The sequence below is a fragment of the Rathayibacter sp. Leaf185 genome (assembly GCF_001423885.1).
In the GTDB taxonomy this organism is placed as follows: Bacteria; Actinomycetota; Actinomycetes; order Actinomycetales; family Microbacteriaceae; genus Rathayibacter.
Map to the genome: position 1 here is coordinate 61490 of NZ_LMPP01000006.1, position 22274 is coordinate 83763.

The window sequence follows — 22274 nt, forward strand, 5'->3', positions numbered from 1 at the left end:
TGGATCTCGTCGGTACACAAGGAGCGGGCCGAAGGCGGATTCCGGCCACCCTGAGACTGCCAAGAGACGGCCTGGGATTTCGCCACTTGCGCCGGAACAGAACCCGCGCTAGCGGTCCCTGTCAAGGGATACCACGCAGACGGCACGGATGCAGGTCACGCGCGCGTCCACTCCAGCAGCCTCTCGACCGGCCAGGTCGTGACGATCCGCTCCTCGGGCACGCCGAGCCGCTCGGCGCGCTCGGCTCCGTAGTCGAGGAGCGCCAGCTGCCCCGGCGCGTGGGCGTCGCTGTCGATCGAGAAGAGGCAGCCCGCCTCGATCGCGAGGGCGATCAGCTCGTCCGGCGGATCCTCGCGCTCGGGTCGCGCATTGATCTCGACCGCGGTGGAGTGGTCGGCGCAGGCGCGGAAGACCGCGGCGGCATCGAACGTCGACGGCGGGCGCGTGCCCCGCTCGCCGCTGACGAGCCGGCCCGTGACGTGACCGAGCACGTTCGTCCTCGGATCCGAGGCGGCCCCGACCAGCCGCGCCGTCATCTCGCGGCTCGGCATCCGCAGGGCGGAGTGGGCGCTCGCGACCACGACGTCCAGGCGCTCGAGCAGCTCGTCGGCCTGGTCGAGCGAGCCGTCGTCGAGCACGTCGACCTCGATGCCGCTGAGCAGGCGGAGCGGCCCGGTCTCGAGAGTCGCCAGGTGCTCCAGCTGCTCCTCGAGCCGCTCGGCGCTCAGCCCGTGCGCAACGCGCAGGCGCGGGGAGTGATCGGTGAGCGCCAGGTACTCGTGGCCGAGCGCCCGGGCGGCCTCGACCATCGCGGCGACCGGAGTCGCGCCGTCCGACCACTCGCTGTGGCTGTGGAGGTCACCGCGCAGGCGGCTCCGCAGGGCGCTCACCGGCAGCGAGGCGGTCCCGCGCAGCTCAGCGAGGTAGTCGGGCACCCGCCCCTCGCGCGCCTGGCTGATCACCGTGAAGGTGGTGTCGCCGATGCCTGCGGCCCGCCGCACCGCTGCGAGGTCGTCGCGCTGGTCGTCGGGCATCGACTCCAGCACGGCGATCGCCGTGCGGAACGCCTTCGCACGGTACTTCGAGGCGCGCTCCTGCTCGAGCAGCGTGGCGATCTCCTGCAGTGCCGCGACGGGGTCCATCGTCCCGGTCTAGCAGAGGCCCCGCCGCGGGTCAGCCCCTGCCGCGGGTCAGCCCCTGCCCTCGACCAGGATCCGCAGGGCGTCGCGCACGAGGGCGGCGCCGGCCGCGCCTCCGTACTGCGCCGCGAAGCGCTCGTCGGCGACGTACATCTCGCCGAGCCCGAGCAGATACTCATCGGTCGGCACTCCGGAGGCGTCCCGCGGGGTTCCCGGGACCGTGCCCAGCCAGCGGCGGTGCCGCTCGGCCAGCGCCTGCGCCTCGGAACCGGCAGGATCCGCCCCCGCCTGCGCGGCGGCCGCCCAGTCGTCGGCGAGCTGCTTCTGCGAGCGCTGCCACTCCTCCTTCTCGGCCGCGCTCATCGAGCGCCACCACCGGTCGCCGTCCGCGTACGCGGCCGAGCCCCAGCGCTCGACGACCTCGTCCTCGTACTGCGTGTGCTCGAAGCCGTCGAACATGTCGTCCGCCATGAGCTCCTCCCCTTCTCTCATCGTCGTGATCGTCCTGCGCACCGCGGCGATCCGCCTCTGCAGCAGCTCGCCCTCCTCCTCGAGCCGATCGAGGTGCCGTTCGAGCGCCTCGGCCGCAACGGTCTCGCGACGGAGGATCCCGGCGATCGCCGGCAGCCCGAGCCCCAGATCGCGCAGCAGGAGGATGCGCTGCAGCCGCACGAGCGCCTCGGCGTCGTAGTAGCGGTAGCCGTTCGCCGCCACCCGGCTCGGTTCGAGCAGCCCCTCGGCCCCGTAGTGGCGCAGGGTCCTGCTGGTCGTCCCCGCCAGGCGGGCGACCTCGGTGATGGGCCAGTCGCGCACGGCCCCTCCTCTCTCGCGGTGGCTCCGACGGTAGGCGTTGACGCTGCGTCAAGGTCAAGGCCGTCGCTGATGAACAGCTGAGCCGCTGTTGCCGAGCGCGCAGACGCGATATATCGTGTCTCTCATCAACTCGCGTTATATCGCGTGTCAGCAGCCCACCCGGGCGCAGGAGGAGGAGCACCATGTCGCTCGAGAAATGGCTCGTGCAGGCGGGCGAATCGAAGGTCGTCGACCTCGACGTCGTCCGGTCGGTCAAGATCGCCCTGGTCGGAGGTCAGATCGACGTCATCGCTCACGACGAGCCGACGGCTCGCGTCGAGGTGCACAGCGTAAACGGCCGCGCGCTGAAGATCTCGATGGACGGCGACCGTCTCGAGATCGACCACATCCAGCTGCGCTGGGACACCATCGTCGACGTCGTGAAGGGCCTCGGCCGCCGCGGCGACCGCGCCGACGTCAGCCTCCTCGTGCCCCGCGGCGTCGAGCTGAAGTTCGACACCGTCTCGGCCGACGGCCTCGTCTCGGGCCTGCACAGCGATGCGCGCGTCTCGACCGTCGGCGGCGACATCGTCCTCGACGGCCTGCACGGCGACATCGAGGTGAACACGGTGCACGGCGAGCTCTCGGTCCGCAGCCACACCGGTCGCGTCACCGCGCACACCGTCTCGGGCGACGTGACCGCCGCCGGCGACCTCACCCGCTTCTCCGTCGACGGGGTCTCGGGCAGCGTCTTCGTCGACGCCGAGGGCACCCCCGACCAGATCCAGGCCAACACCGTCAGCGGAGACCTCACCGTGCGGATCGACGAGAGCCTCGGCGCCCGCTACCGCATCAACACCGTCTCGGGCACGCTCCAGCTCGACGGCGCCGTCGTCCGCGGCACCTTCGGCCGCGGCTACACCTCGACCACCGGCTCGCTCGACTCGCAGTGGATCGACATCGCCGCCAACTCGGTCTCGGGAGACGTCACCGTGGTCCGCCGCGTCGCCCCTCCGGCTCCGGTCGACGAGCACGCCGGCTGGGGATCGCCCGACGCCGGCTCCCGCCCCACCGACGGAGGCGTGCTGTGAGCCCCGTGTTCGCGCACGGACGCCTGCGCCTCTACCTGCTCAGCCTCCTCGCCGAGTCCCCCAAGCACGGCTACGAGCTCATCCAGGCGCTCAGCGAGCGCTTCGGCGGCACCTACGCACCGAGCGCCGGCACGGTCTACCCGCGCCTCGCGAAGCTCGAGGAGGAGGGCCTCGTCACGAAGGAGGCCGACGGCCGCAAGACCGTCTACTCCATCACCGACGCGGGCCGCGCCGAACTGGAGAACCGCGCGACCGACCTCGGCGACATCGAGGACGAGCTGACCGACTCCGTGCGCCGGCTCGCCGACGAAGTGCGCCTCGGTGTCGCGGAGGCCATGAAGAGCCTGCGCGCCGACCTGGCGAGCGCTGCCCGCGACGCCCGCGAGCCGTTCGGATCACCGCGGAAGCCCGAGCACTCGACCGAGGAGCCGCGCGCGCAGGACGAGAGCGCCCCCGAGGCGAGCGAGAGCAAGGAGGCGCCCGCGACGGCCGACGCCCGCACCGCCTCCCGGCTCGCCCTGCGCGACGCGGAGGTGCTCCTCACCGAGTTCCGCGACGAGCTGCGCGCCGAGCTCCGCACCGCGGTCTCGCGCGGCGGAGTCACTCCCGAGAGCGTCGCCGCCCTGCGGTCCGCCCTCGACCAGGCTCGCGCGGCGGTCCGCTCGACTCTGAAGTAGCCAGTCGCACCACCGCCGATGGCGGGGATCCCTCCGAGGGTCCCCGCCATCGGCATGTCCACTGCCCCTTGCGCTCGTCGCCGTATTCCCGCACTCTATTTCCTATAGGATCTTTTGTGCGACCAACGCGGGCCGCACAGAGTGCAAGGGAGCACCGATGACCGAAGTCACACGCGGAGCCCAGACCTGGGACGACGTCGACTGGAACCCCGACACCTGGACGGCCGAGACCTGGCCGATCGCCACCTGCCTGCACGGCATCCCGCCGGTCGGCCGTGACGGCGTCGCGCTGCACGACGCGGCCCCCGAGGTCTGGGACGACATGTTCGCCCAGGTCGAGCAGGTCGGCTTCACGCTCGCCGAGCTCGCCGACAGCCACGTCCGCCCGGCCGACCTCGAGCCCTCGCGGCGCGACGAGTTCCTCAGCATCGCGAAGTCGCACGGCATCGGCATCCCCTCGGTGCACCTGCAGCGCCAGAGCGTGATCATGCCCGGGCACGAGGAGAAGAACCTCGCCTACGCGCACCGCACCATCGACGCGGCGGCCGAGTGGGGCATGCAGGTCTTCTCGACGGGCCTGCACCAGCCGTTCAGCGCCGCGCAGAAGCGCGCGCTGTGGTTCTGGACAGCCGAGGGCCCGAAGGACCCCGACGACCCCGACGTCTGGAACGCGGCCGTCAGCCGCATCCGCGAGCTCGGCAAGCACGCCGCCGACGTCGGCCTGCCCCTCGCGCTCGAGCTCTACGAGGACACCTACCTCGGCACCGCCGACAGCGCCGTCCGTTTCGTCGAGGAGGTGGGTCTCGACAACGTCGGCCTCAACCCCGACGTCGCGAACCTCATCCGTCTGCACCGCCCCGTCGAGGACTGGCGCGAGCTGTTCGCCAAGACGCTCCCCTACGCCAACTACATGCACGTGAAGAACTACACCCGCGACGAGTCGGCCGACGGATCGTGGGCGACCTCGGTCCCCTCCACCATGGAGGCCGGTCTCATCAACTACCGCCAGGTCCTGCGCGACGCCGTCGAGGGCGGCTTCCGCGGCATCCTCCTCGCCGAGCACTACGGCGGCGACAGCCTCGGCATGTGCGGCACCAACCAGACCTACATCCGCTCGCTGCTGCCTCGCGCGGCCCGGACCTCGAAGTAAGGAAGCACCATCATGACTGCACGCAGAATCGCCGTCGTCGGCTCCGGCTACATGGGGGGCGGGATGGCCCAGGTCCTCGCGCTCTCCGGCGCCACCGTCGTCATCGCCGACATCTCGGAGGAGATCGCCCGCAGCAACTACGAGCGCCTCCTCACCGAGACCGCTCAGTTCGTCTCCGACGGCCTGTTCCCGTCGGACGCGGTGGAGCGCATCCGGCAGAACCTCTCGCCCGCCCCGTCGATCGAGGAGGCCGTCGCGGACGCCGACTTCATCGAGGAGGCGGTGCCCGAGAAGATCGAGATCAAGCACGAGACCCTGCGCCGCATCAGCGCCGCGGCTCGCGCCGACGCCGTCATCGGATCGAACACCTCGACCATTTTGATCGGCTCGCTCGCCGAGGCGGTCACGAACCCCGAGCGCTTCCTCGGCGTGCACTTCTCGAACCCGGCGCCGTTCATCCCCGGCGTCGAGCTGATCCCGCACGAGGGCACCTCCGAGAGCGCGATCGCGCTGGCCGAGGAGATCGTCGCGGCGACCGGCAAGGAGACCGCGCGGGTCAAGGACTCCACCGGCTTCGTGCTCAACCGCCTGCAGTACGCGCTGTTCCACGAGGCGACCCAGATCGTCGAGGAGGGCATCGCGACCCCCGAGGACATCGACACGATCGTCCGCACCACCTTCGGCTTCCGCCTCCCGGTCTTCGGCCCGTTCGCGATCGCCGACATGGCCGGGCTCGACGTCTACGCGTTCTGCTACGCCTCGCTGCAGACCCGCTGGCCCGAGCGCTTCGCGACCCCGGAGTCGCTCGCCGCTCTGGTCGACGCCGGCAAGTTCGGCACCAAGTCGGGCGCCGGCTACCTCGACGTGCCCGCCGAGCGCACCGCCGAGCTGATCGCCTACCGCAACAAGGCCTACGTCGCGATCAAGAAGCTGATGGACGAGCTGGGCCCCGCCCCGATCGCCTGACCCGCAGAACACCTCCCGACACCGTCGTCAGAAAGGCACCCATGTTCCCCGAGTCCCGCACCGTCGTCCTCACCGGCGCCGCCTCGCCCCGCGGCATCGGCCGCTACTCCGCCCACCACCTCGCCGAGCAGGGCTGGAACGTCGGCATCATCGACCTCCAGGCCGAGGCCGCCGAGGAGGTCGCCGCCGAGATCGCCGAGCAGCACGGCGTCCAGGCCGCCGGCGCCGGCGCGAACGTCGCCGACGACGCCCAGGTCCGCGCCGCGTTCGACACCCTCGAGGCGGCTCTTCCTCCGGTCGTCGCCCTCGTCAACCTCGCCGGGATCGCCTCGCCCGTCTCGTACCTCGAGGTCACCCCCGAGGAGTGGCAGCGCGTCATCGACGTCAACCTCAACGGCGTGCACTTCACCACGCGCCGCGCGGTCGAGTCGATGGTGACCCGCGGAGTCGGCCGCGTCGTCAGCCTCTCCTCCGTCTCCGCCCAGCGCGGCGGCGGAACCTTCAGCAAGACCGCCTACTCCGCAGCGAAGGCCGGAGTCATCGGCTTCACCCGCAGCGTCGCCCGCGAACTCGGCCACCAGGGGATCACGGTCAACGCGATCTCCCCCGGCCCGATCGACACCGACATCATGGGCGGCACCCTCACCGAGGAGCGCAAGACGGCCATGGCCGCCGACGGCGTCCTCCCCCGCATCGGCACGCCGCGCGACATCGCGGCGGCCATCGCGTACCTCATCAGCGAGGACTCCGGCTTCGTGACGGGTCAGACCCTGAACGTCGACGGCGGCCTCTACATGCATTGACCCTGATCGGAAACCTCATGAGCAAGCTCGTCGGAACGTGGTCGATCGGCCGCTTCATCTTCCTCGGCGTCGGAGTCCTCCTCGTCGGCATCGGCGCGGCGCAGATCCTGCCCGCGCTGGGCTCCTGACCCTCCGGGTCTCGCGCCGCCTCCCTCCCTCCGCACCACCGCTCGCCAACACACACTGGTCAACCCTCAAAGGAGAGTGCCTTGTCCACCCCTTCGCCGTCCGCGGCCCTCGGATCCACCCGTGATCCCGCATTGAAATCCGCCATCTCCAAGGCGTCCCGGCATCTCATGCCGATGCTCGTCATCCTCTACTTCGTCGCGTTCCTCGACCGCACCAACGTCGGCTTCGCGGAGGAGGCGCTCTCGGTCGACCGTGGCATCTCGGACGGAGCGTTCGCGCTCGGCGCCGGCATCTTCTTCATCGGCTACGCGATCTTCGAGATCCCGAGCAACCTGCTCCTGAAGCGCTTCGGCGCCCGCTTCTGGCTCGCCCGCATCGCGGTGACCTGGGGCATCGTCGCGGCCTGCTTCGCCTTCACGACCGGCGACACGATGTTCATCATCCTGCGCTTCCTCCTGGGCGTGACCGAGGCCGGGCTGTTCCCGGGCGTGATCATGTTCCTGTCGGAGTGGTTCCCGAACAAGGTCCGTGTGCAGATGTTCGCGATCTTCTACCTGGCGCAGCCGTTCTCGCAGATGCTCGGCGCACCCCTCAGCGGCGGCCTGATCAGCATCGGCAACCAGATCACTCCCTGGGAGGGGTGGCAGGTGATGTTCTTCACCGAGGGCGTGCTCGCGGTGATCGCCGGCTTCGCGGCGCTGAAGTTCCTGACCAACCATCCGCAGAAGGCGAAATGGCTGACGCAGGGCGAGAAGGACTCCTTGACGGCGGCGATGGAGCGCGAGGACACCGTCCGTCAGGCCGACGGGCCGACCGGCATCTGGCGCGCGATGGCGAGCTGGAAGGTCTGGTACTTCACGATCATCTACTTCTGCCTCCAGATCGCGGTCTACGGCACGACCTTCTACCTCCCGCAGCAGGTCGCCAACCTGATCGGCCAGGACGTCGGCTTCCAGGTCGGACTCGTCTCGGCCATCCCGTGGCTGGTGGGACTGTTCGCCTGCTACTACGTGGGCCAGCACGCCAACACGATCCGCCGCCGCCGCTCCTGGGGCGCGATGTTCTACATCTTCACGGGCCTGTCGATCTTCGGGTCGGCGTGGGCGGGAGCGACGGAGCAGCCGATCCTCGGCCTGCTGTTCATCACCCTCGCGGTGGCGAGCTTCCTCTCGGTCGGACCGATCACCTGGGCCTACCCGACCGCCTTCCTCACCGGAGCCGCGGCCGCCGCCGGCATCGGCCTCATCAACTCGCTGGGCAACCTGGGCGGCTTCGTCGCCCCGCTGATGCGCAACGGCTTCAACGAGGCCGCTCCGACCGACAGCGGGGTCTGGGGAATCGTCTCCCTCGGCGTCTTCGCGTTCCTCGCGGCCGGGATGATGTTCAGCACCAAGTTCTTCCGAGGCTCCAAGGCCGACGAACTCCTCGAGACGACGAGCGTGCAGGCCGGTCACTGACCCGTTGACACCCGAAGGCCCGGTCGCATCCTGCGGCCGGGCCTTCGTCGTGCGCGCCGGGCCACACCCCCGGCTCGCAGAAACCCGTTCGGCTCGCGAAAACCACCGATTCCTGCGAGCCCGACCCGATTCCGCGAGCCGAAGGTCGGTCAGTGCGGCGCTCAGCGCACGGAGTCGCGGCGCGAGCGCTCGCGGACGCGCTCGATGTGCGAGCGCATGGCCGCGGCCGCCGCCTCCGGGCCCGCCGCGAACGCGTCGACGATCGCCCGGTGCTCGAGCACCGCCTCGTCGGCGTCGCTCACGCCGGTCTGCACCGTCTGGCGCATGCGGTGCACCCGCGTCGAGATCGCGTCCGACATGTCGATCAGGAACGGATTGTGCGTCCCCTCGAAGATCAGGTGGTGGAAGTTCCAGTCGACCGCGAAGTACTCGCGCAGCAGCGCGAGGGGCAGCTCGCCGGACGAGGAGGCGGCCCGCACGACGACGGTCATCGCCTCGTGCTCGGCGAGCGCCTCCTGCAACCGCGGCACGAGCGCCGCTTCGTGGACCGAAGCGAGAGCGGCCGCTCCACCCTCGAGCACCAGCCGCGCGTCGAAGAGCGCGTCGAGCTGGTCGTCGGCGAGCGGAGGCGCGACCCGGTAGCCCTTGTTGGCCACGCGGGTGACGAGGCCGGTGCGCTCGAGCTGCACGAGCGCCTCGCGCACGGGGGTCGGCGAGACGCCGAGCTCGCGCGCCACGGCATCGATCGACAGGCGCATGCCCGGTTCGATGTCGGAGCCGAGCAGGACGTCGAGCACCCGGTCGTAGACGTGGTCGCGCAGGCCCCGGCGCTCGATCGACTCCGCACCGGTGAGGCGGAACACGGCGTCGGTCATCACAGCCTCGCGGAGTCGGGGGTCACAGGGGAGGACGCCAGCATACGCAGTCGCGGGCGCCCGTCCCTGAGCCGGTCAGGCCTTCTCGTACGCGACGATCTCGGCGACCTTCCCGGCCGACGCGCTCGACGTGTCGAACACGTAGCCGAGCCACTCGCGCACGTTGCGGCGCGCGAGCTCGATGCCGACCACGCGCTGGCCCATGCAGAGCACCTGCGCGTCGTTCGAGAGCACGCTGCGCTCGACCGAGAAGCCGTCGTGCGCCGTCACCGCGCGGATGCCCGGCACCTTGTTCGCCGCGATAGCGACTCCGAGGCCCGTGCCGCAGATCAGCAGTGCCCGGTCGGCGTCGCCCCGCGCCACCATCTCGCCCGCGGTCGTCGCGACCGTCGGGTAGGCGGTGTGCCCGTCGGCGTCGACTCCGACGTCGACCACCGAGACGACGCGGTCGTCGGCCTCGAGATCGCGCTTGAGGATCTCCTTGTAGTCGTAGCCGGCGTCGTCGGATCCGATGACGATCCTCCAGGTGGTGCTCACGGGGTCTCCTTCGTCGAGGCGGTGGTGTCGGTCAGCAGCGCGGCGATCGTCTCGACGATCAGCGCGAACGAGATCGCTCCGGGGTCGGGGGTGCCGAGCGACTTCTCGCCGTGCGAGCGCGCCCTCCCGAGGCCGGGCATGAGGTCGGAGGTGGCGTCGGCGGCCACGCGGGCACTACCGGCGGCAGTGGTCCAGGCGGAGGCGAGCGCATCGCCCGCCGACACGCGCTCGGCCAGCGTGTTCACGAACGGCACGAGCGCGTCGACCATCGTCTTGTCGCCGATCGTCGCCTTGCCGTACTCGCGCACCGCATCGGAGGCGGCTGTCGCGCCGGCGCTCACGTCCTGCGCGGTCACGGCGCGGTCGTCACCGAGCGCGCCGCCGAGCTTGTTCAGGATCACGCCCCAGAGCGCTCCGGAGGTTCCGCCCGCGCGGTCCGACCACGCGTCGCCCGCTCGGGCCAGGAGCGACTGCGCGCCCGCACCGCGCTCGAGGACGGCGGCGGCCTCCTCGGCGGCGGCCCTGGCCCCGCGCTTCATGCCGATGCCGTGGTCGCCGTCGCCGGCGATCGAGTCGAGGCGCCCGAGCTCGTCGGCGTTCGCGTCGATCACCTCGCGTACGGCGGCGAGCGCCGAGGCCAGCACGACCGCGGCGGAGCGCGACTCCTCGCTCGACTCGGCGAGCTCCTCCTCCGCGACCTCGTCGCTGGAGGCGGCGACCGTGACGAGCGCGCCGCCGTCGACCGAGCCCGTGCGGTAGGCCGGGGTATCGCTCGGAGCCGTCCACAGGGTCTCGAGCTCGTCGTCGACCCAGAAGAGGGTGAGCGAGACGCCGGCCATGTCGAAGCTCGTGCAGAACTCGCCCACCTGCGGGTCGACCAGGGTCACGCCGCGCGCCTCGAGGAGGTCGGCGATGGTGCTGTAGACGACGAAGAGCTCCTCGCTCTTCACCGAGCCGAGCCCGTTCAGGATCGGCACGACGCGTGCGCCGTCGATGGAGACGCCCTCGGGGATCTCGGCGTCGGCGAGCAGGTGGGTGACGAACAGCTCGCCCAGCTCGGCCGCACTCGGGATGTCGACCTCGTCGATGCCCGGCTCGCCGTGGATCCCGAGGCCGACGGCCATCCGCCCCTCGGGAACGGTGAAGAGCGGCTCCTCCGCGCCCGGCAGCGTGCAGCCCGTGAAGGCGACGCCGAGCGAGCGGGTGCGGTCGTTGGTGGCCACCGCGACCCGCTCGACCCCGTCGATGTCGTAGCCGGCGGCGGCCGCGGCCCCCGCGACCTTGAACACGGTGAGGTCGCCGGCGATCCCCCGGCGCTTGTGCGCCTCGGCGGGCGGCGCGCTGAAGATGTCGTCGGTGACGGTGACGGTGCGGCAGTCGATGCCCTCGGCGCGCACCACGTCCTGTGCGGCGGTGAAGTGCAGCACGTCGCCGGCGTAGTTGCCGTAGCTGAGCAGCACGCCGCGGCCCTGCTCGCTCGCGCGGATCACGCCCTCGACCTGGTGCGCCGACGGCGAGGCAAAGAGGTTGCCCATCGCGGCGCCGTGCGCGAGGCCGGGGCCGACGAGACCGGCGAACGCGGGGTAGTGGCCGGAGCCGCCTCCGATGACCACGGCGACCTCTGGCTGCTCGGAGCGGGTGGAGCGCGAGACGCCTCCGACGACCTTGCGGACCCAGCGGCCGTTGGCGCGGACGAAGCCGTCCACCATGTCGTCGGCGAAGTCGGCCGGTTCGTTCCACAGTCGGGTCATGCGCGCGGTGCTCCTCATCATCGAGTCGTCCGGCCCTCCGGCCGAACACCCTCGATCCTATAGGATTCTGCTCCGACGGGCCAGCGTCGCGGCTACTGCCGCCCGACCGCCAGCGCCTCCTCCTCCACGTCCAGGAACGCCAGCGCGCTGACCACCGCGGGCTCCTGGTAGCGCCCCTCCGCGCGGGCCTTCAGCACCGCCTCGCGCTCGGCCTCGATCATCACGCGCCGCAGCCGGTTGTACGAGCGGGTGAGCGGCTCGCCGTCGGCCGGAGGGTTCTCGAGCGCGTCCGCGAGGAAGGTCGCGTTCCGCCGCAGCCGGTCGAGCACCCGCTCCTCGACGCCGTCCTGCGGCTCTTGGTCGAGGCGCGCGAGACCGGCGGTCTGCGCCTCGGCGAGCAGCATCTGCTTCTCGATGTGCTCCTGCATCTCGTTCGGCGGCGGCAGCTCGAGCGCGCGGACCAGGCGCGGCAGTGCGAGCCCCTCCACGAGCGTCCCCGCCACGACGACGAACGCAAGGAACTGCAGGAACGCGCGCTGCGGGGTCTCCGCGGGCAGCAGGAACGCCGCCGCGAGCGTCACCACTCCGCGGATCCCCGCGAACGAGACGCCGATCGCGGTCGGCCAGGTCCAGCCGCGCTGCTGCAGCCTCCGCGGCCCGTGCCGGAACAGCACGGTGGTCATGATCATCCAGAGCACCCGGCTGCCGATCAGGGCCGTGAGGATCGCCGCGCTGATCCCCACCGTCTCCCACACCCCGATGCCCGAGTCGGCGGTGGCCTCGACGACCGAGGCGAGGCTCAGCCCGATGAAGAGGAACACCGCGTTCTCGAGCAGGAACTGGATCGTGCGCCAGTTCAGCGACTCCGCGATGCGCGCCTGCGCCGACTGGATCACCGGTGAGCGGAAGCCCAGGAACAGCCCCGCGACGACCACCGCGAGCACCCCCGACCCGTGCAGCAGCTGCGCCGGGATGAACGCGACGTAGGGCGTCACCAGCGAGACGCTCGTGTCGAGCACCGACGACTGCACCTGCTTGCGCACGAAGCCGAGCACCACGGCGACGAGGACGCCGACTCCCGCGCCGACCACCACGGCGAGCACGAAGTCGAGCGCGATGCCGCCCGGAGTGACGGTGCTCACGATCGCGAGCAGGGAGGCGTTCAGCGCGACCAGCGCCGTCGCGTCGTTGAGCAGGCTCTCGCCCTCGAGCACGGTGAGCATGCGCCGGGGCAGGCGGAGGCGCCCCGCGATCGCCGTCACCGCCACCGCGTCCGTCGGCGCCACGATCGCCCCGAAGGCGAGGGCTGCGGCGATCGAGATCGCCGGGACGATGGCCCACGCCACCGCGCCGACGACCAGCACCGTGAACACCACGAGCCCCACCGAGAGCAGCAGGATGCTGTCGCCGCGGGCCCGGACATCGAGCACGGAGGTGCGGATCGCCGCCGCGTAGAGCAGCGGCGGCAGGATCCCGTAGAGCACCACGTCGGGCTCGACCACCACCTCGGGGATCCCCGGCACGAACGAGACCAGCGCGCCGACGAGAACCAGCGCGACCGGAGCCGACCAGCCCACGCGCCCCGAGAGACCCGTCACGATGACGGTCACGACGACGAACGAGACGATCCAGATGATCGCGACGACAGGCTCCTCCACGGCGGCACCCCTCCCCGGCGCACCGCGCCTCGGGGACCATTCTGGCGGCGCGCAGGCGCCTCGGGGTCGCTACGCCCGGGACTCGTGCACGTCGCGCGCCTTCGTCACCCGGGCGGAGTCGACCGGGTTCATGCCGATCACGATCTTGCCGCGCGAGTGCCGCTTCTCGAGGTCGTCGAAGGCGTCCTCGATGTGGTCGAAGGGGTAGAAGCCCGAGACGAGCACCCGCAGCTTCTGCGCGCCGACCAGCGCGACCAGCTCACCGAGGATCTCCGTGTCGCGCCGGGCGGTCTCGGCGTCGGGCCAGACGGCCCGCAGCTCGATCTCCTTGCGGTCGTCGCTCGAGTGGAAGCGGCCGGACTCGATGCCGAGCTCCTCGGCCAGCGCCGCGTTGTCGCCGCCGAAGTTGTCGAGGAACACGCTCACGCCGTTCGGAGCCGCGGCGCGGATGCGGTCGGCGATCCCGTCGCCGTAGACGATCGGCTTCACGCCGAGCTGGCGGAGGTAGTCGAAGTTGCGCTCGCCGCAGGTGCCGAGCACCGTCGCGCCGCGGAGCTTCGCGAGCTGGATCTCGAGGCTCCCCACGCCTCCTGCGGCCGCCGACACGACGACCGTGTCGCCCTCGCGCACCCGCGTCGCCTCGAGGGCGCGCCAGGCGGTGACGCCCGCGAGGAACAGCGCGCCGCCCACCTCCCAGCTGACGGAGGCGGGCTTGAGAACGAGGTTCTCGCGGGGCACGACGACGTGGGTCGCGTGGGAGCCGACGAGCGCGTGCCCGACGACCTCGCTGTTCAGCTTCAGGTCTCGGACGTCCTCACCGAGGGCGACGACCCGGCCTGCGAGGTCGGTCCCCTGCCGCATGGGGAACGCGGCGGAGTGGTCGGAATCGAACAGGCCCTGGCGGATGAACGCCTCCATGTGGTTCACGCCGGCCGACAGGACCTCGACGAGCACCTCGCCCCGGCCGGGCCTCGGTCGCTCGACCTCCGCGATCTCGAGCACGTCCGCCCCGCCGAAGCGGGAGTACTGGACGACACGGCTGGAATCGGAGCGCAGACGGACCATGCCTCATCCTCTTCCCATCCCCCCGCATTCGAGTGACCCCCGAAGGGGGACGTGCGCTCCGGAACCACCGAGCGAAGGCGACCCTGTCCACCCGGCGTCCCGCTGGTCGATCAGCCGCCGCCGGCGGCGTCCCGAGACCCACCCTCTTCAGCACGCCGGCCCACCGCGCCCACCTTGAATAGGGTCTGCGAGACAGAAAGAAGGGGAGCAGGAGGGTGTGCACACGGCACGCCCTCCTGCTCCCCTTCCTTCTGTCTTAGGAGAACACTGTCTTAGGAGAACACCGACTCAGTTCGCGACGCGAAGCGAGACCGCGGGGCTGACGCCCACGTTCCCGGCCTTGTCCTGCGCCCGAGCGGTGATCGCGTAGGTGCCGTTCGGGTAGGCGGCCGAGCTCGCCGAGAGCGCCCAGGTCCCGTTCGACTGCGCCACACCGTTGCCGAGCTTGGTGGTGCCCGCGTAGAAGACGACGGAGGTCACTCCGACGTTGTCACTCACCGTGGCCACGAGCCGGATGGATCCGGCGACGGTAGTGCCCGAGGAGGGCGAGGTGATGCGAGCGGTCGGCTTCTCCGTGTCCGTCGGTCCGGAGGTCGGGCTCGCGGTCGGCGACGCCGTCGGCGATGCCGTGGGGCTCGAGGTCGGCGCGGGCGTCGAGCTGGCGGCGACGCGCAGCGAGATCGCGGCACTGGTGGCCGTGTTGCCCGCCGCGTCCTGGGCCCTGGCGGTCACCGCGTAGGTGCCGAAGGGGTACCCGGCGGTGCTCGTCGAGAGCGCCCACGAGCCGTCGGCCTGCTGCGTGCCGTTGCCGAGCTTGGTCGTGCCGGCGTAGAAGGCGACGGCGGTCACTCCCACGTTGTCGCTCGCGGAGGCGACGAGCCGGAACGAACCGGCGACCGTCGTTCCCGTGGCGGGCGAGGTGATCGAGACCGTGGGCTTCTGCGTGTCCGTGGTCGGGGGCGTCGTGGGAGGAGTGGTCGGCGGCGTCGTGGGCGGCGTCGTCGGGGGCGTCGTCGGCGGCGTGGCGTCCGTCGGGACCGTGCTCACGGCGTAGCCGAAGTAGCGGCCGCTGATCGGGTTGGTCGGGTCGCCCTTGAAGGTGCGGCCGCGCTCGGTGGCGGACTTGGCCTGCGCGACGATCTGCGCGCGGACCTGCGCGGGGCTCTTGCCGACGCAGGACCCGCCGGAGCTGAGGCAGTCGAGGACGACGCCGCTCACCGCGGCGGCCGACATGCTGGTGCCGGACTGGACGTAGGCCAGCGAGCCGCCGAGCTTGGTGGTGTACGGGCAGACGCCGGGGGCGGCGACCGTGTGGGCACGGTCGGCGGCCGACACGGCGAAGTTGCTCTTGCCCGCGGTGGTGTCGTCGGCGGTGTCGACTCCGGCGCACGGCGCGGCGGCGAGTCCGCCGGGCTTGCCGTCGTAGTTGGCGATGTTGGTCGCCGTCAGGACCTCGTCGTAGGCGGCGGGGATGGCCGCGGCCAAGTCCTTGCCGCCCGTCGTGTTGCCGGCCGAGCTGACGATCGTGACGCCCTTGGCCTCGAGCTCGCAGACCATCTGGTGGATGACGTCGTTGTTCGAGCGACCGCAGTTGCCGTCGTCGCTGCCCGTCGTGGCGAGCGACATGTTGACGACCTTGATGTTCTTCGAGGCCGCGTTGTTCGAGACCCAGTCGAGGGCGCAGACGATGCCCTCGGCGGTTCCCTTGTTCTTGTCGTCGAGCACGCGGACCGAGTAGATCGGCGCACCGGGGGCGATGCCGACCGTGCCGTTGGCGTCGTCGATGGCGGCCATGTAGCCCGAGACGGCCGTGCCGTGCCCGTTCGTGTCGCTCGCGTCTCCGGAGCCGTAGCAGTTGACCTGCTCGCGGAGGTCGTAGTTGCTGTTCGGGTTCACACCCGAGTCGATGACCGCCACGGCGGGGCCGTTGTAGTTCGTCACTCCGTCACCGGCGCGGACGGGCGCCTTGTCGGCCTCGGTCGCGAGCACGTGCGAGGGGACGACCTGCGCCTGGCCCTCGAACACGACGTCGGCGGGTGCGACGGCCAGCACGCGCGGGTCGGCCTCGAGGGCTGCCTGCTGGCGAGAGGTCAGGGTCGCCGTGAAGCCGGCGGTGCCGCCCTCGTAGGTGATGAGGTCGCTGACACCGAGGGCGGTGACGAGCTGCTGCGAGACCGACTTCGAGTCCACGGTCACGAGGTAGCGCCCGGCGGTGTCGGCCTGGGCGGGGGTCGAGCCGGCGACGGCGAGACCGGCGCCGACGGCGACCGCCACAGCGAGGGCCGCGACGCGGCGGAAGAGGGAGCCTGCCGGCGGCGCTGAGGCCGTGGCGGAGCGGGTGGAGGACACGGATTCCGTCGATTCTGTCGGCGGCGATGGCCGACGGTTCGGTGGTGGAGTGCGAGAAGTCGGGGCGCAGGGACCGGGCGCCCGCGCCGCTGCTGCGGGACTCGGGAGGGCGCCGGGAGGCGGCAGTTTCGGGTGAATCCCCCGAGCGAAGACAGGCCGATGACCCGCTCGCTCCCCCCTTCGGAGTGACTCACCCCCGACTTCAACAGACTTCGGGTCGTTTCACAGCATCGGGGCTGACCCCAGTACGGGGGTGATTTGACCCCCTGTCCCACAATTGATGACCGTCCACGGCACCCCTCGGGACACTCCGATGCCCGGCCCTCGAAAGCCCCGGTCACAGCGCGGGTTCAGCGACCTTTCGCCCCGCGTCCACGCGGCTTGACTCGCCCTTCGCGCGGAGTAGTGTCGTCGCTCGTGACACACGAGGCCCCTCCGTCCGACGCGGAGGAATTACCCACCGATCCGAACGAGCTCCGCACCGCGAAGCACTTCTTCATCGGTGAGCCGCTGCCGAGCGACAAGCTCGAGGGGCAGCTGCTGCAGAAGCGCCTCGCGCTCCCCATCTTCGCGAGCGACCCCCTCTCCTCCGTGGCCTACGCGCCGCAGGAGCTGCTGATGATCCTGCTGCTCGGCGGGCTCTCGTTCCTCACCTTCGCTCCCTGGGTCGCCGGCTGCGTCGTCGTCCTGCTCGTCGTGGTCGTCCTGAGCTACCGGCAGCTGATCAAGGCGTACCCGTCGGGAGGCGGTGACTACGAGGTCGCGCGCACCAACATCGGCGAGACCGCGGGGCTGACCGTCGCCGCGGCGCTCCTCGTCGACTACGTCCTCACGGTGGCCGTGTCGGTCGCCTCCGGAGTCGACAACATCATCTCGGCGGTGCCCGAGCTCGCCCCGCTCCGGGTCGAGCTGGCGATCCTCTTCGTGGTGCTCCTCGCCGCGGTGAACCTCCGCGGCGTCTCGGAGTCGAGCAAGGCCTTCGCCGTCCCCACCTACCTCTTCGTCGCGAGCGTCTTCGTGATGGTCGTCGTCGGACTCGCCCGCACCGCCTTCGGCGACACCCCGGTGTCCGAGTCGGCCGGCTTCACCGTCGAGGGCGAGCAGCTCACGCAGGCCGCGGTCGTCCTCCTCCTGCTGCGCTCGTTCGCGAGCGGATGCGCCGCCCTCACCGGAGTCGAGGCCATCTCGAACGGCGTCCCCGCCTTCCGCGTCCCCAAGGTCAAGAACGCGCAGCGCACGCTCGTCGCGATGGGCACGATCGCCATCACCCTCTTCGTCGGGCTCACCGCTCTCGCCCTGCTCTCGAACGTGCACTACGCCGAGCGGGCCTGCGATCTGGTCGGCTTCGCGAACTGCGAGACGACTCCGCAGCGCTCGGTGATCGCCCAGGTCGCCGCCGCCACCTTCGGCAACAACACGATCCTCTTCTTCGTGATCCAGGCCGCCACCGCCGCAGTGCTGCTGCTCGCCGCCAACACGGCCTTCAACGGCTTCCCGCTGCTGGGCTCGGTGCTCGCCCGCGACGGCTACGCACCCAAGTCGCTGAACACCCGCGGCGACCGCCTCATCTACTCCAATGGAGTGATCATCCTGGCGCTCGTCGCCGCGATCATCCTGCTCGTCTACCAGGCGTCGCTGACCAGCCTGGTGCAGCTCTACATCATCGGCGTCTTCGTCTCCTTCACCCTGGGCCAGTCGGGCATGGTGAAGCACTGGATCCGGATGATCAAGAACGGGGAGGGCTCCCGCACCGTCTACACGAGCCTCGGCATCAACCTCTTCGGCGCCACCCTCACCTTCGCCGTGCTCGTCGTCGTCACGATCACGAAGTTCACCCACGGGGCCTGGCTCGTCTACCTCGTGATGCCGATCCTCGGCTTCCTGATGGCGGGCGTGTACCGCTACTACCGCGATGTCGAGAAGGAGATCGAGGTCGACCCGACCACGACCTTCGGAGCCAACGGCGACCACGCGATCGTGCTCGTCGGCCGGATGAACAAGCCGACCCTCAAGGCGCTCGACTACGCGATCGCCGCGCGGCACGAGAGCCTGGAGGCGGTGCACTCCTCCATCGACGACGCGCAGACCGCGCAGCTCAAGGCCGACTGGGCGAGCATGGACATCGAGGTGCCGCTGCGCTGCATCGCCTCGCCCTACCGCGACATCTCGTACCCGCTGATCAAGTACATCAAGGCGCACCGCCTCGAGCACGGCTCCGAGATCATCACCGTCTACATGCCGCAGTACATCGTCGGGCACTGGTGGGAGACGCCCCTCCACAACCACAAGTCGCGGCGGATCCGCCAGAAGCTGCTGCTCGTGCACGGAGTGACGGTGGCGCTGGTGCCGTGGCTGCTCGACTCCTCCGAGGTGATCTACGGACGCCGCTCGCGCCCGATCCCCGGGCAGACGCGCCGCGGCGAGCCGATCCGCCCGGTGACGCGCCGCCCGATCCCGCCCGCCTCGGTGCTCCCCAAGGGTGCCGCGGGCGAGGGCGCACCGCGCAGGCCCGCGGAGCGGCCCTCGGCTGCCGCGCGCAATCGCGCCAAGCGCCGCTGACCGGGCAGCCGACCGACGCCGCCCTCAGCGGGCAGAGCCGCTCGTCAGCGGGCAGAGGTAGAGGGCCCGCGGCTCAGCCTGCGGGCCCTCGATTTCCCCTTGTGCCTTCCCCCGAAGGCGGCCCGCCCCAACGGGCCACCTCGACGGTATCGGCGGGCTATGCACCGCCGCATCCTCCTCACGACGGATCCGCGCCCACTTCTGGACGAGGCGCCGCCGGACGGGTCGCCGACGAGAAGCCGAGGCGCCACAGCACCGCCACGCCGACGATCGCCACGACGCTCCAGGTGACGACGAGGATCGCCGCGTCGACGACGTACGAGCGGTACGCCTCCTCGAACGGGTCGAGGCCGGTGCCCGCGAGCACGACGCCGGCCGGCACGACCGCCGCCGCGAGCACGGCGGTCCAGGCGGCGAGACGGGCGGGCCCTCGCGCGTCGGTCCCGATCAGGTGCGGCTTCCGCGTGACGTACCAGACCGCCGCGCCGATCACGAGGCCGAGCAGCCCGAGCACTCCACTCGCGTACTGCGCCCACTTGTAGGCGGGGAACGGGCCGATCTGCTCCAGGAGGAACGGCGCCGCCGCCACGAACGGACCACCCAGGTGCGTGAAGCCGTCCCACAGCACGTGACTCGCCGATCCGATCACGAGCCCCGCCGCCGCCAGGAGCAGCGCCGAGACCCACGCGCGCGCACCCCTCGGCCGCGGCGCGGGCGGGCGGAGGCGCACCCGCACGATCCAGGGGGCGAGGTCGCGCCAGGCCGGGGCGAGCAGCAGGTTCCACAGCACGAGGCAGACGGCGCCGAGGAGCAGGTCGACCGTCACGACGCCGAGGAGCGAGTGCGTCGACTCCCGCGCCCACCGCACCGGCAGGTAGAGCCCGATATCGGGAGTCATGGCGCCGACGGCCACTGCGGCGGCAGGGATCCGCCCGTTCGAGAACGCCAGCGCGACGACGGCGTGGCTGGGGGTGAACGGCATAGTGCACGGTATCCCGGACACCCCGCCCGCGGTCGACCGATCGCGGGGAGCTCCGAGCGGCGCGACCGTAGAATCGCACGATGGTCCGGCCCCACCGGGCGGGGTGCGACGGATCGGAGCGGTGTGCGGAAGGCGTTCGCGATCCTCCGGCTCGCTCTCGCGGGCATCGGAGTCGTCGGGCTCGTCGCCGACTTCCTCTACACGCTCGGCTTCCGCGCCTTCCAGATCGACAACTTCTTCGCGTACTTCACGACGCAGTCCAACATGGCCGGAGTCGTCGTGCTCGCCCTCTCGGGGCTCGCCACCCTCGCTCGCGAGCGCGAACCGCGCTGGCTGAGCGGCGTGCGCGCGCTGGTGCTGACCTACATCGTCGTCTCGGGGATCGTCTTCGGACTCATCGCGGTGGAGGCGAACAACCGCGGGGTGCGCGTCGACGTGCCCTGGTCGAGCGCGCTCCTGCACTTCGTCATCCCGACCCTGGCGGTCCTCGACTGGATCCTGGCCCCTGGCCGGCAGCCGGTCCGCTGGCGCGCCGCCCTCACCGTCCTCGGCTTCCCGGTCGTCTGGGGCGTCATCACGCTCGTCCGCGGGGCGCTGATCGGCTGGTACCCCTACTTCTTCCTCGATCCGGGGCAGGTCGACGGCCCCGTCGCCTTCGTGCTGTACGACGTGATCGTGCTCGGGCTCATCTCGGGCATCGCGGCGTTCGTCGTCGCGCTCAGCCGGGTGCGACCGCTCGGTGCCCCCCGCGCGGCGGAGTGGCGGGGCCCGTTCGCGAGGCTGCGCGAGCTCGTCAGCCGGCGACGGTCGCGAACGGCTCCAGCGCCGTCTGCGCGACCGTGAGCAGCTCGTCGTCGCTCAGCGCCTGCAGCGACAGCGCCTGATCGGCCCCGAAGAGTCCGACGAGCACGGCCTCGCCGGTGACCGGCTGCAGGTTGACCCACTCGGTGATGCCCGCCTCCGAGCCCACGAGCGACCAGCGCGAGGCTGTCACCGCGTCGACGTCCCAGAACGGCTCGTCGAAGCGGAGCCAGAGCGACTCGACGACTCCGGAGCCCAGTGCCGCGATCGCCGCGCGGTGCGCGAACGGCAGGGCCGGGTCGAACGCGATCGCGTCGCTCTTGAGCACCCCGATCGGCACGGTGATCAGGACGCGGTCGGCCGTGAACGACTCCCCCGTCGCCAGGCGCACGCTCGCGCCGTCCTCGTCGTAGCCGATGCCGCTGACGGCGGCTCGGAGCGACACCTCGACATCCTCGAGCAGCGTCTCGACCAGGGGCGCGAGTCCGTTCGCGACGGTGCTGTCGGAGGCGTCGCTCACGTCCTCCGCGGTGGTCGCGGCGGAGGCGTCGCCCAGCCCGTACCAGGCCGACAGCTCGGCGGGCGCCGCCCCGGTGCGCAGCGCGGCGCCTCCGGCGAGGTAGGCGGCGACCCGCTGCGCGTCGCCGTCACCGCTGCCCGGCTCGGCACTCGCCGGGTCGGGCGCGCCCGAGCCCGCGAACGCCTCGGCGAGCGGGAGGTCCTCGGGCTGCTCGGCGCCCCACTCGAGCGCGCGGGTGAGGGCCTCGGGGCCGGTCTCCTCGGCGTCGAGGTCGGCGCCGTCGGCGGTGACGGAGCGGACGGTCTCGAGATCGATCGACGACAGGGCGATGCCCGCGTCGAGCACGCTCTCGCGCAGCGCCGGGCCGGCCTCGGTCAGCGCCCAGGCGCCGGAGTCGACCGCGATCGGCCAGTCGTCGGGCGTCGAGGTGGCGATGCGCCCGCCGACCCGGTCGCGCGCCTCGACCAGAGTCACGTCGTAGCCGGCGTCGAGGAGGCGGCGCGCGGCGACCGCGCCGGCCAGACCCGCGCCGATGATCGCGATCCGCTCGCCGTCGTCGGCGATCGCGGCGATCTCGCCCGCCGCGCGCACACCCGAGTTCCACGCGCCCTGCAGTGTGGCCGGCGCCTCGGTGTCGGTGGCCTCGCCCGCGAAGAAGAGCCGGTCGAGCACGTTCTGCGCGAGGTCGTCGCGGTGCTCGGGGGTCGCTCCGACGGGGAGGAAGGAGGCGGAGCCGAGCGAGTACGCGTCGGTGCCCCAGGCGGAGCGGACGAAGGCCGCGGGGGTGGGGACGGCGGTCGTGCTCGGAGTGGGGACCGGCGCCTTCGTGACGGATCGGGTCGGCGTCGGACGCGGCGGCGTGCACCCCGCGAGGACCAGGACGCCGATGCCCGTGGCGGCTCCCGACAGGAAGGTGCGGCGTCCGATCGTCATCCCCGTCATCCTACGTTCTCGCGCTCGCCCCCGGGCCGAT

Annotated in this window: 18 protein-coding genes; 8 read left to right on the forward strand and 10 right to left on the reverse strand. The window is 71.4% G+C overall.

The features are described 5' to 3' along the window. Positions 1–155: 155 nt before the first annotated feature. Positions 156–1142, reverse strand: a complete 987-nt coding sequence (locus ASG06_RS16875) for a PHP domain-containing protein (protein ID WP_056044750.1) — start codon at positions 1140–1142, stop codon at positions 156–158. Positions 1143–1190: 48 nt separating this feature from the next. Continuing rightward, positions 1191–1952 (reverse strand): MerR family transcriptional regulator, encoded by a 762-nt coding sequence (locus tag ASG06_RS16880; protein WP_056044751.1) that lies wholly within the window; start codon positions 1950–1952, stop codon positions 1191–1193. 182 nt (positions 1953–2134) lie between these two features. Between ASG06_RS16880 and ASG06_RS16885 the strand changes: the two genes are divergently transcribed. From ASG06_RS16885 to ASG06_RS16910, 6 genes are all read left to right on the forward strand, one after another. Next, entirely contained in the window at positions 2135–3022 is an 888-nt protein-coding gene (locus ASG06_RS16885) for a hypothetical protein (RefSeq protein WP_056044754.1), read from the forward strand. Continuing rightward, positions 3019–3699: a PadR family transcriptional regulator gene (locus ASG06_RS16890; protein ID WP_056044755.1), complete on the forward strand. Its 681-nt coding sequence runs from the start codon at positions 3019–3021 to the stop codon at positions 3697–3699. The genes ASG06_RS16885 and ASG06_RS16890 overlap by 4 nt, the downstream gene beginning before the upstream one ends. 157 nt (positions 3700–3856) lie before the next feature. Continuing rightward, positions 3857–4849: a sugar phosphate isomerase/epimerase family protein gene (locus ASG06_RS16895; protein ID WP_056044757.1), complete on the forward strand. Its 993-nt coding sequence runs from the start codon at positions 3857–3859 to the stop codon at positions 4847–4849. Between the two features lie 12 nt (positions 4850–4861). Beyond that, the gene (locus ASG06_RS16900; RefSeq protein WP_056044759.1) at positions 4862–5815 is read left to right on the forward strand and encodes a 3-hydroxyacyl-CoA dehydrogenase family protein; all 954 of its coding nucleotides are present in this window, start codon (positions 4862–4864) and stop codon (positions 5813–5815) included. A 41-nt stretch (positions 5816–5856) separates the two neighbouring features. After that, entirely contained in the window at positions 5857–6618 is a 762-nt protein-coding gene (locus tag ASG06_RS16905; RefSeq protein WP_056044762.1) for an SDR family NAD(P)-dependent oxidoreductase, read from the forward strand. Positions 6619–6914: 296 nt separating this feature from the next. Next, positions 6915–8204, forward strand: coding sequence for an MFS transporter (locus tag ASG06_RS16910; RefSeq protein ID WP_156466029.1), 1290 nt, complete (start codon positions 6915–6917; stop codon positions 8202–8204). A gap of 161 nt (positions 8205–8365) precedes the next feature. Here the strand turns inward: ASG06_RS16910 and ASG06_RS16915 are convergent, their stop codons facing one another. From ASG06_RS16915 to ASG06_RS20305, 6 genes are all read right to left on the reverse strand, one after another. Further along, a complete protein-coding gene (locus ASG06_RS16915) occupies positions 8366–9079 on the reverse strand; it encodes a GntR family transcriptional regulator (RefSeq protein WP_056044766.1) in 714 nt (237 codons plus the stop codon). Positions 9080–9154: 75 nt separating this feature from the next. Further along, positions 9155–9616, reverse strand: a complete 462-nt coding sequence (locus ASG06_RS16920; RefSeq protein WP_056044768.1) for a ribose-5-phosphate isomerase — start codon at positions 9614–9616, stop codon at positions 9155–9157. Further along, entirely contained in the window at positions 9613–11367 is a 1755-nt protein-coding gene (locus tag ASG06_RS16925; RefSeq protein WP_056044897.1) for a dihydroxyacetone kinase family protein, read from the reverse strand. Before ASG06_RS16925 ends, ASG06_RS16920 begins: the two co-directional genes overlap by 4 nt. A 92-nt stretch (positions 11368–11459) precedes the next feature. Further along, positions 11460–13025 carry a cation:proton antiporter gene (locus ASG06_RS16930; protein ID WP_056044770.1) on the reverse strand — a complete coding sequence of 522 codons (1566 nt, stop codon included), beginning with the start codon at positions 13023–13025 and terminating at the stop codon, positions 11460–11462. 69 nt (positions 13026–13094) lie between these two features. Beyond that, on the reverse strand, positions 13095–14090 hold the full coding sequence (locus tag ASG06_RS16935) for an NADP-dependent oxidoreductase (RefSeq protein ID WP_056044772.1): 996 nt from the start codon (positions 14088–14090) through the stop codon (positions 13095–13097). A 288-nt stretch (positions 14091–14378) separates the two neighbouring features. Further along, complete coding sequence (locus ASG06_RS20305; RefSeq protein ID WP_056044773.1) at positions 14379–16439, reverse strand: Ig-like domain-containing protein; 2061 nt, start codon at positions 16437–16439, stop codon at positions 14379–14381. 498 nt (positions 16440–16937) lie between these two features. Here ASG06_RS20305 and ASG06_RS16945 point away from each other — a divergent pair, with 498 nt between their 5' ends. Beyond that, entirely contained in the window at positions 16938–18998 is a 2061-nt protein-coding gene (locus tag ASG06_RS16945; RefSeq protein WP_156466031.1) for an APC family permease, read from the forward strand. A gap of 178 nt (positions 18999–19176) precedes the next feature. On the opposite strand, the gene ASG06_RS16950 is transcribed toward ASG06_RS16945, so the two are convergent. Then, positions 19177–19980 carry a DUF4184 family protein gene (locus ASG06_RS16950; RefSeq protein WP_056044775.1) on the reverse strand — a complete coding sequence of 268 codons (804 nt, stop codon included), beginning with the start codon at positions 19978–19980 and terminating at the stop codon, positions 19177–19179. Between the two features lie 123 nt (positions 19981–20103). Between ASG06_RS16950 and ASG06_RS16955 the strand changes: the two genes are divergently transcribed. Further along, positions 20104–20823: a Pr6Pr family membrane protein gene (locus ASG06_RS16955; RefSeq protein WP_056044777.1), complete on the forward strand. Its 720-nt coding sequence runs from the start codon at positions 20104–20106 to the stop codon at positions 20821–20823. Here the strand turns inward: ASG06_RS16955 and ASG06_RS16960 are convergent. Next, complete coding sequence (locus ASG06_RS16960) at positions 20774–22234, reverse strand: flavin monoamine oxidase family protein (protein WP_056044779.1); 1461 nt, start codon at positions 22232–22234, stop codon at positions 20774–20776. The two genes, ASG06_RS16955 and ASG06_RS16960, sit on opposite strands and share 50 nt — an antisense overlap. Between the last annotated feature and the right edge of the window lie 40 nt (positions 22235–22274).

Coding starts and splice junctions, on each gene's coding strand:
- ASG06_RS16875 (WP_056044750.1), bottom strand. CDS start 1,142: ATGGACCCCGTCGCGGCACTGCAGGAGATCGCCACGCTGCTCGAGCAG.
- ASG06_RS16885 (WP_056044754.1), top strand. CDS start 2,135: ATGTCGCTCGAGAAATGGCTCGTGCAGGCGGGCGAATCGAAGGTCGTC.
- ASG06_RS16895 (WP_056044757.1), top strand. CDS start 3,857: ATGACCGAAGTCACACGCGGAGCCCAGACCTGGGACGACGTCGACTGG.
- ASG06_RS16900 (WP_056044759.1), top strand. CDS start 4,862: ATGACTGCACGCAGAATCGCCGTCGTCGGCTCCGGCTACATGGGGGGC.
- ASG06_RS16905 (WP_056044762.1), top strand. CDS start 5,857: ATGTTCCCCGAGTCCCGCACCGTCGTCCTCACCGGCGCCGCCTCGCCC.
- ASG06_RS16910 (WP_156466029.1), top strand. CDS start 6,915: ATGCCGATGCTCGTCATCCTCTACTTCGTCGCGTTCCTCGACCGCACC.
- ASG06_RS16915 (WP_056044766.1), bottom strand. CDS start 9,079: ATGACCGACGCCGTGTTCCGCCTCACCGGTGCGGAGTCGATCGAGCGC.
- ASG06_RS16925 (WP_056044897.1), bottom strand. CDS start 11,367: ATGACCCGACTGTGGAACGAACCGGCCGACTTCGCCGACGACATGGTG.
- ASG06_RS16935 (WP_056044772.1), bottom strand. CDS start 14,090: ATGGTCCGTCTGCGCTCCGATTCCAGCCGTGTCGTCCAGTACTCCCGC.
- ASG06_RS16950 (WP_056044775.1), bottom strand. CDS start 19,980: ATGCCGTTCACCCCCAGCCACGCCGTCGTCGCGCTGGCGTTCTCGAAC.
- ASG06_RS16960 (WP_056044779.1), bottom strand. CDS start 22,234: ATGACGATCGGACGCCGCACCTTCCTGTCGGGAGCCGCCACGGGCATC.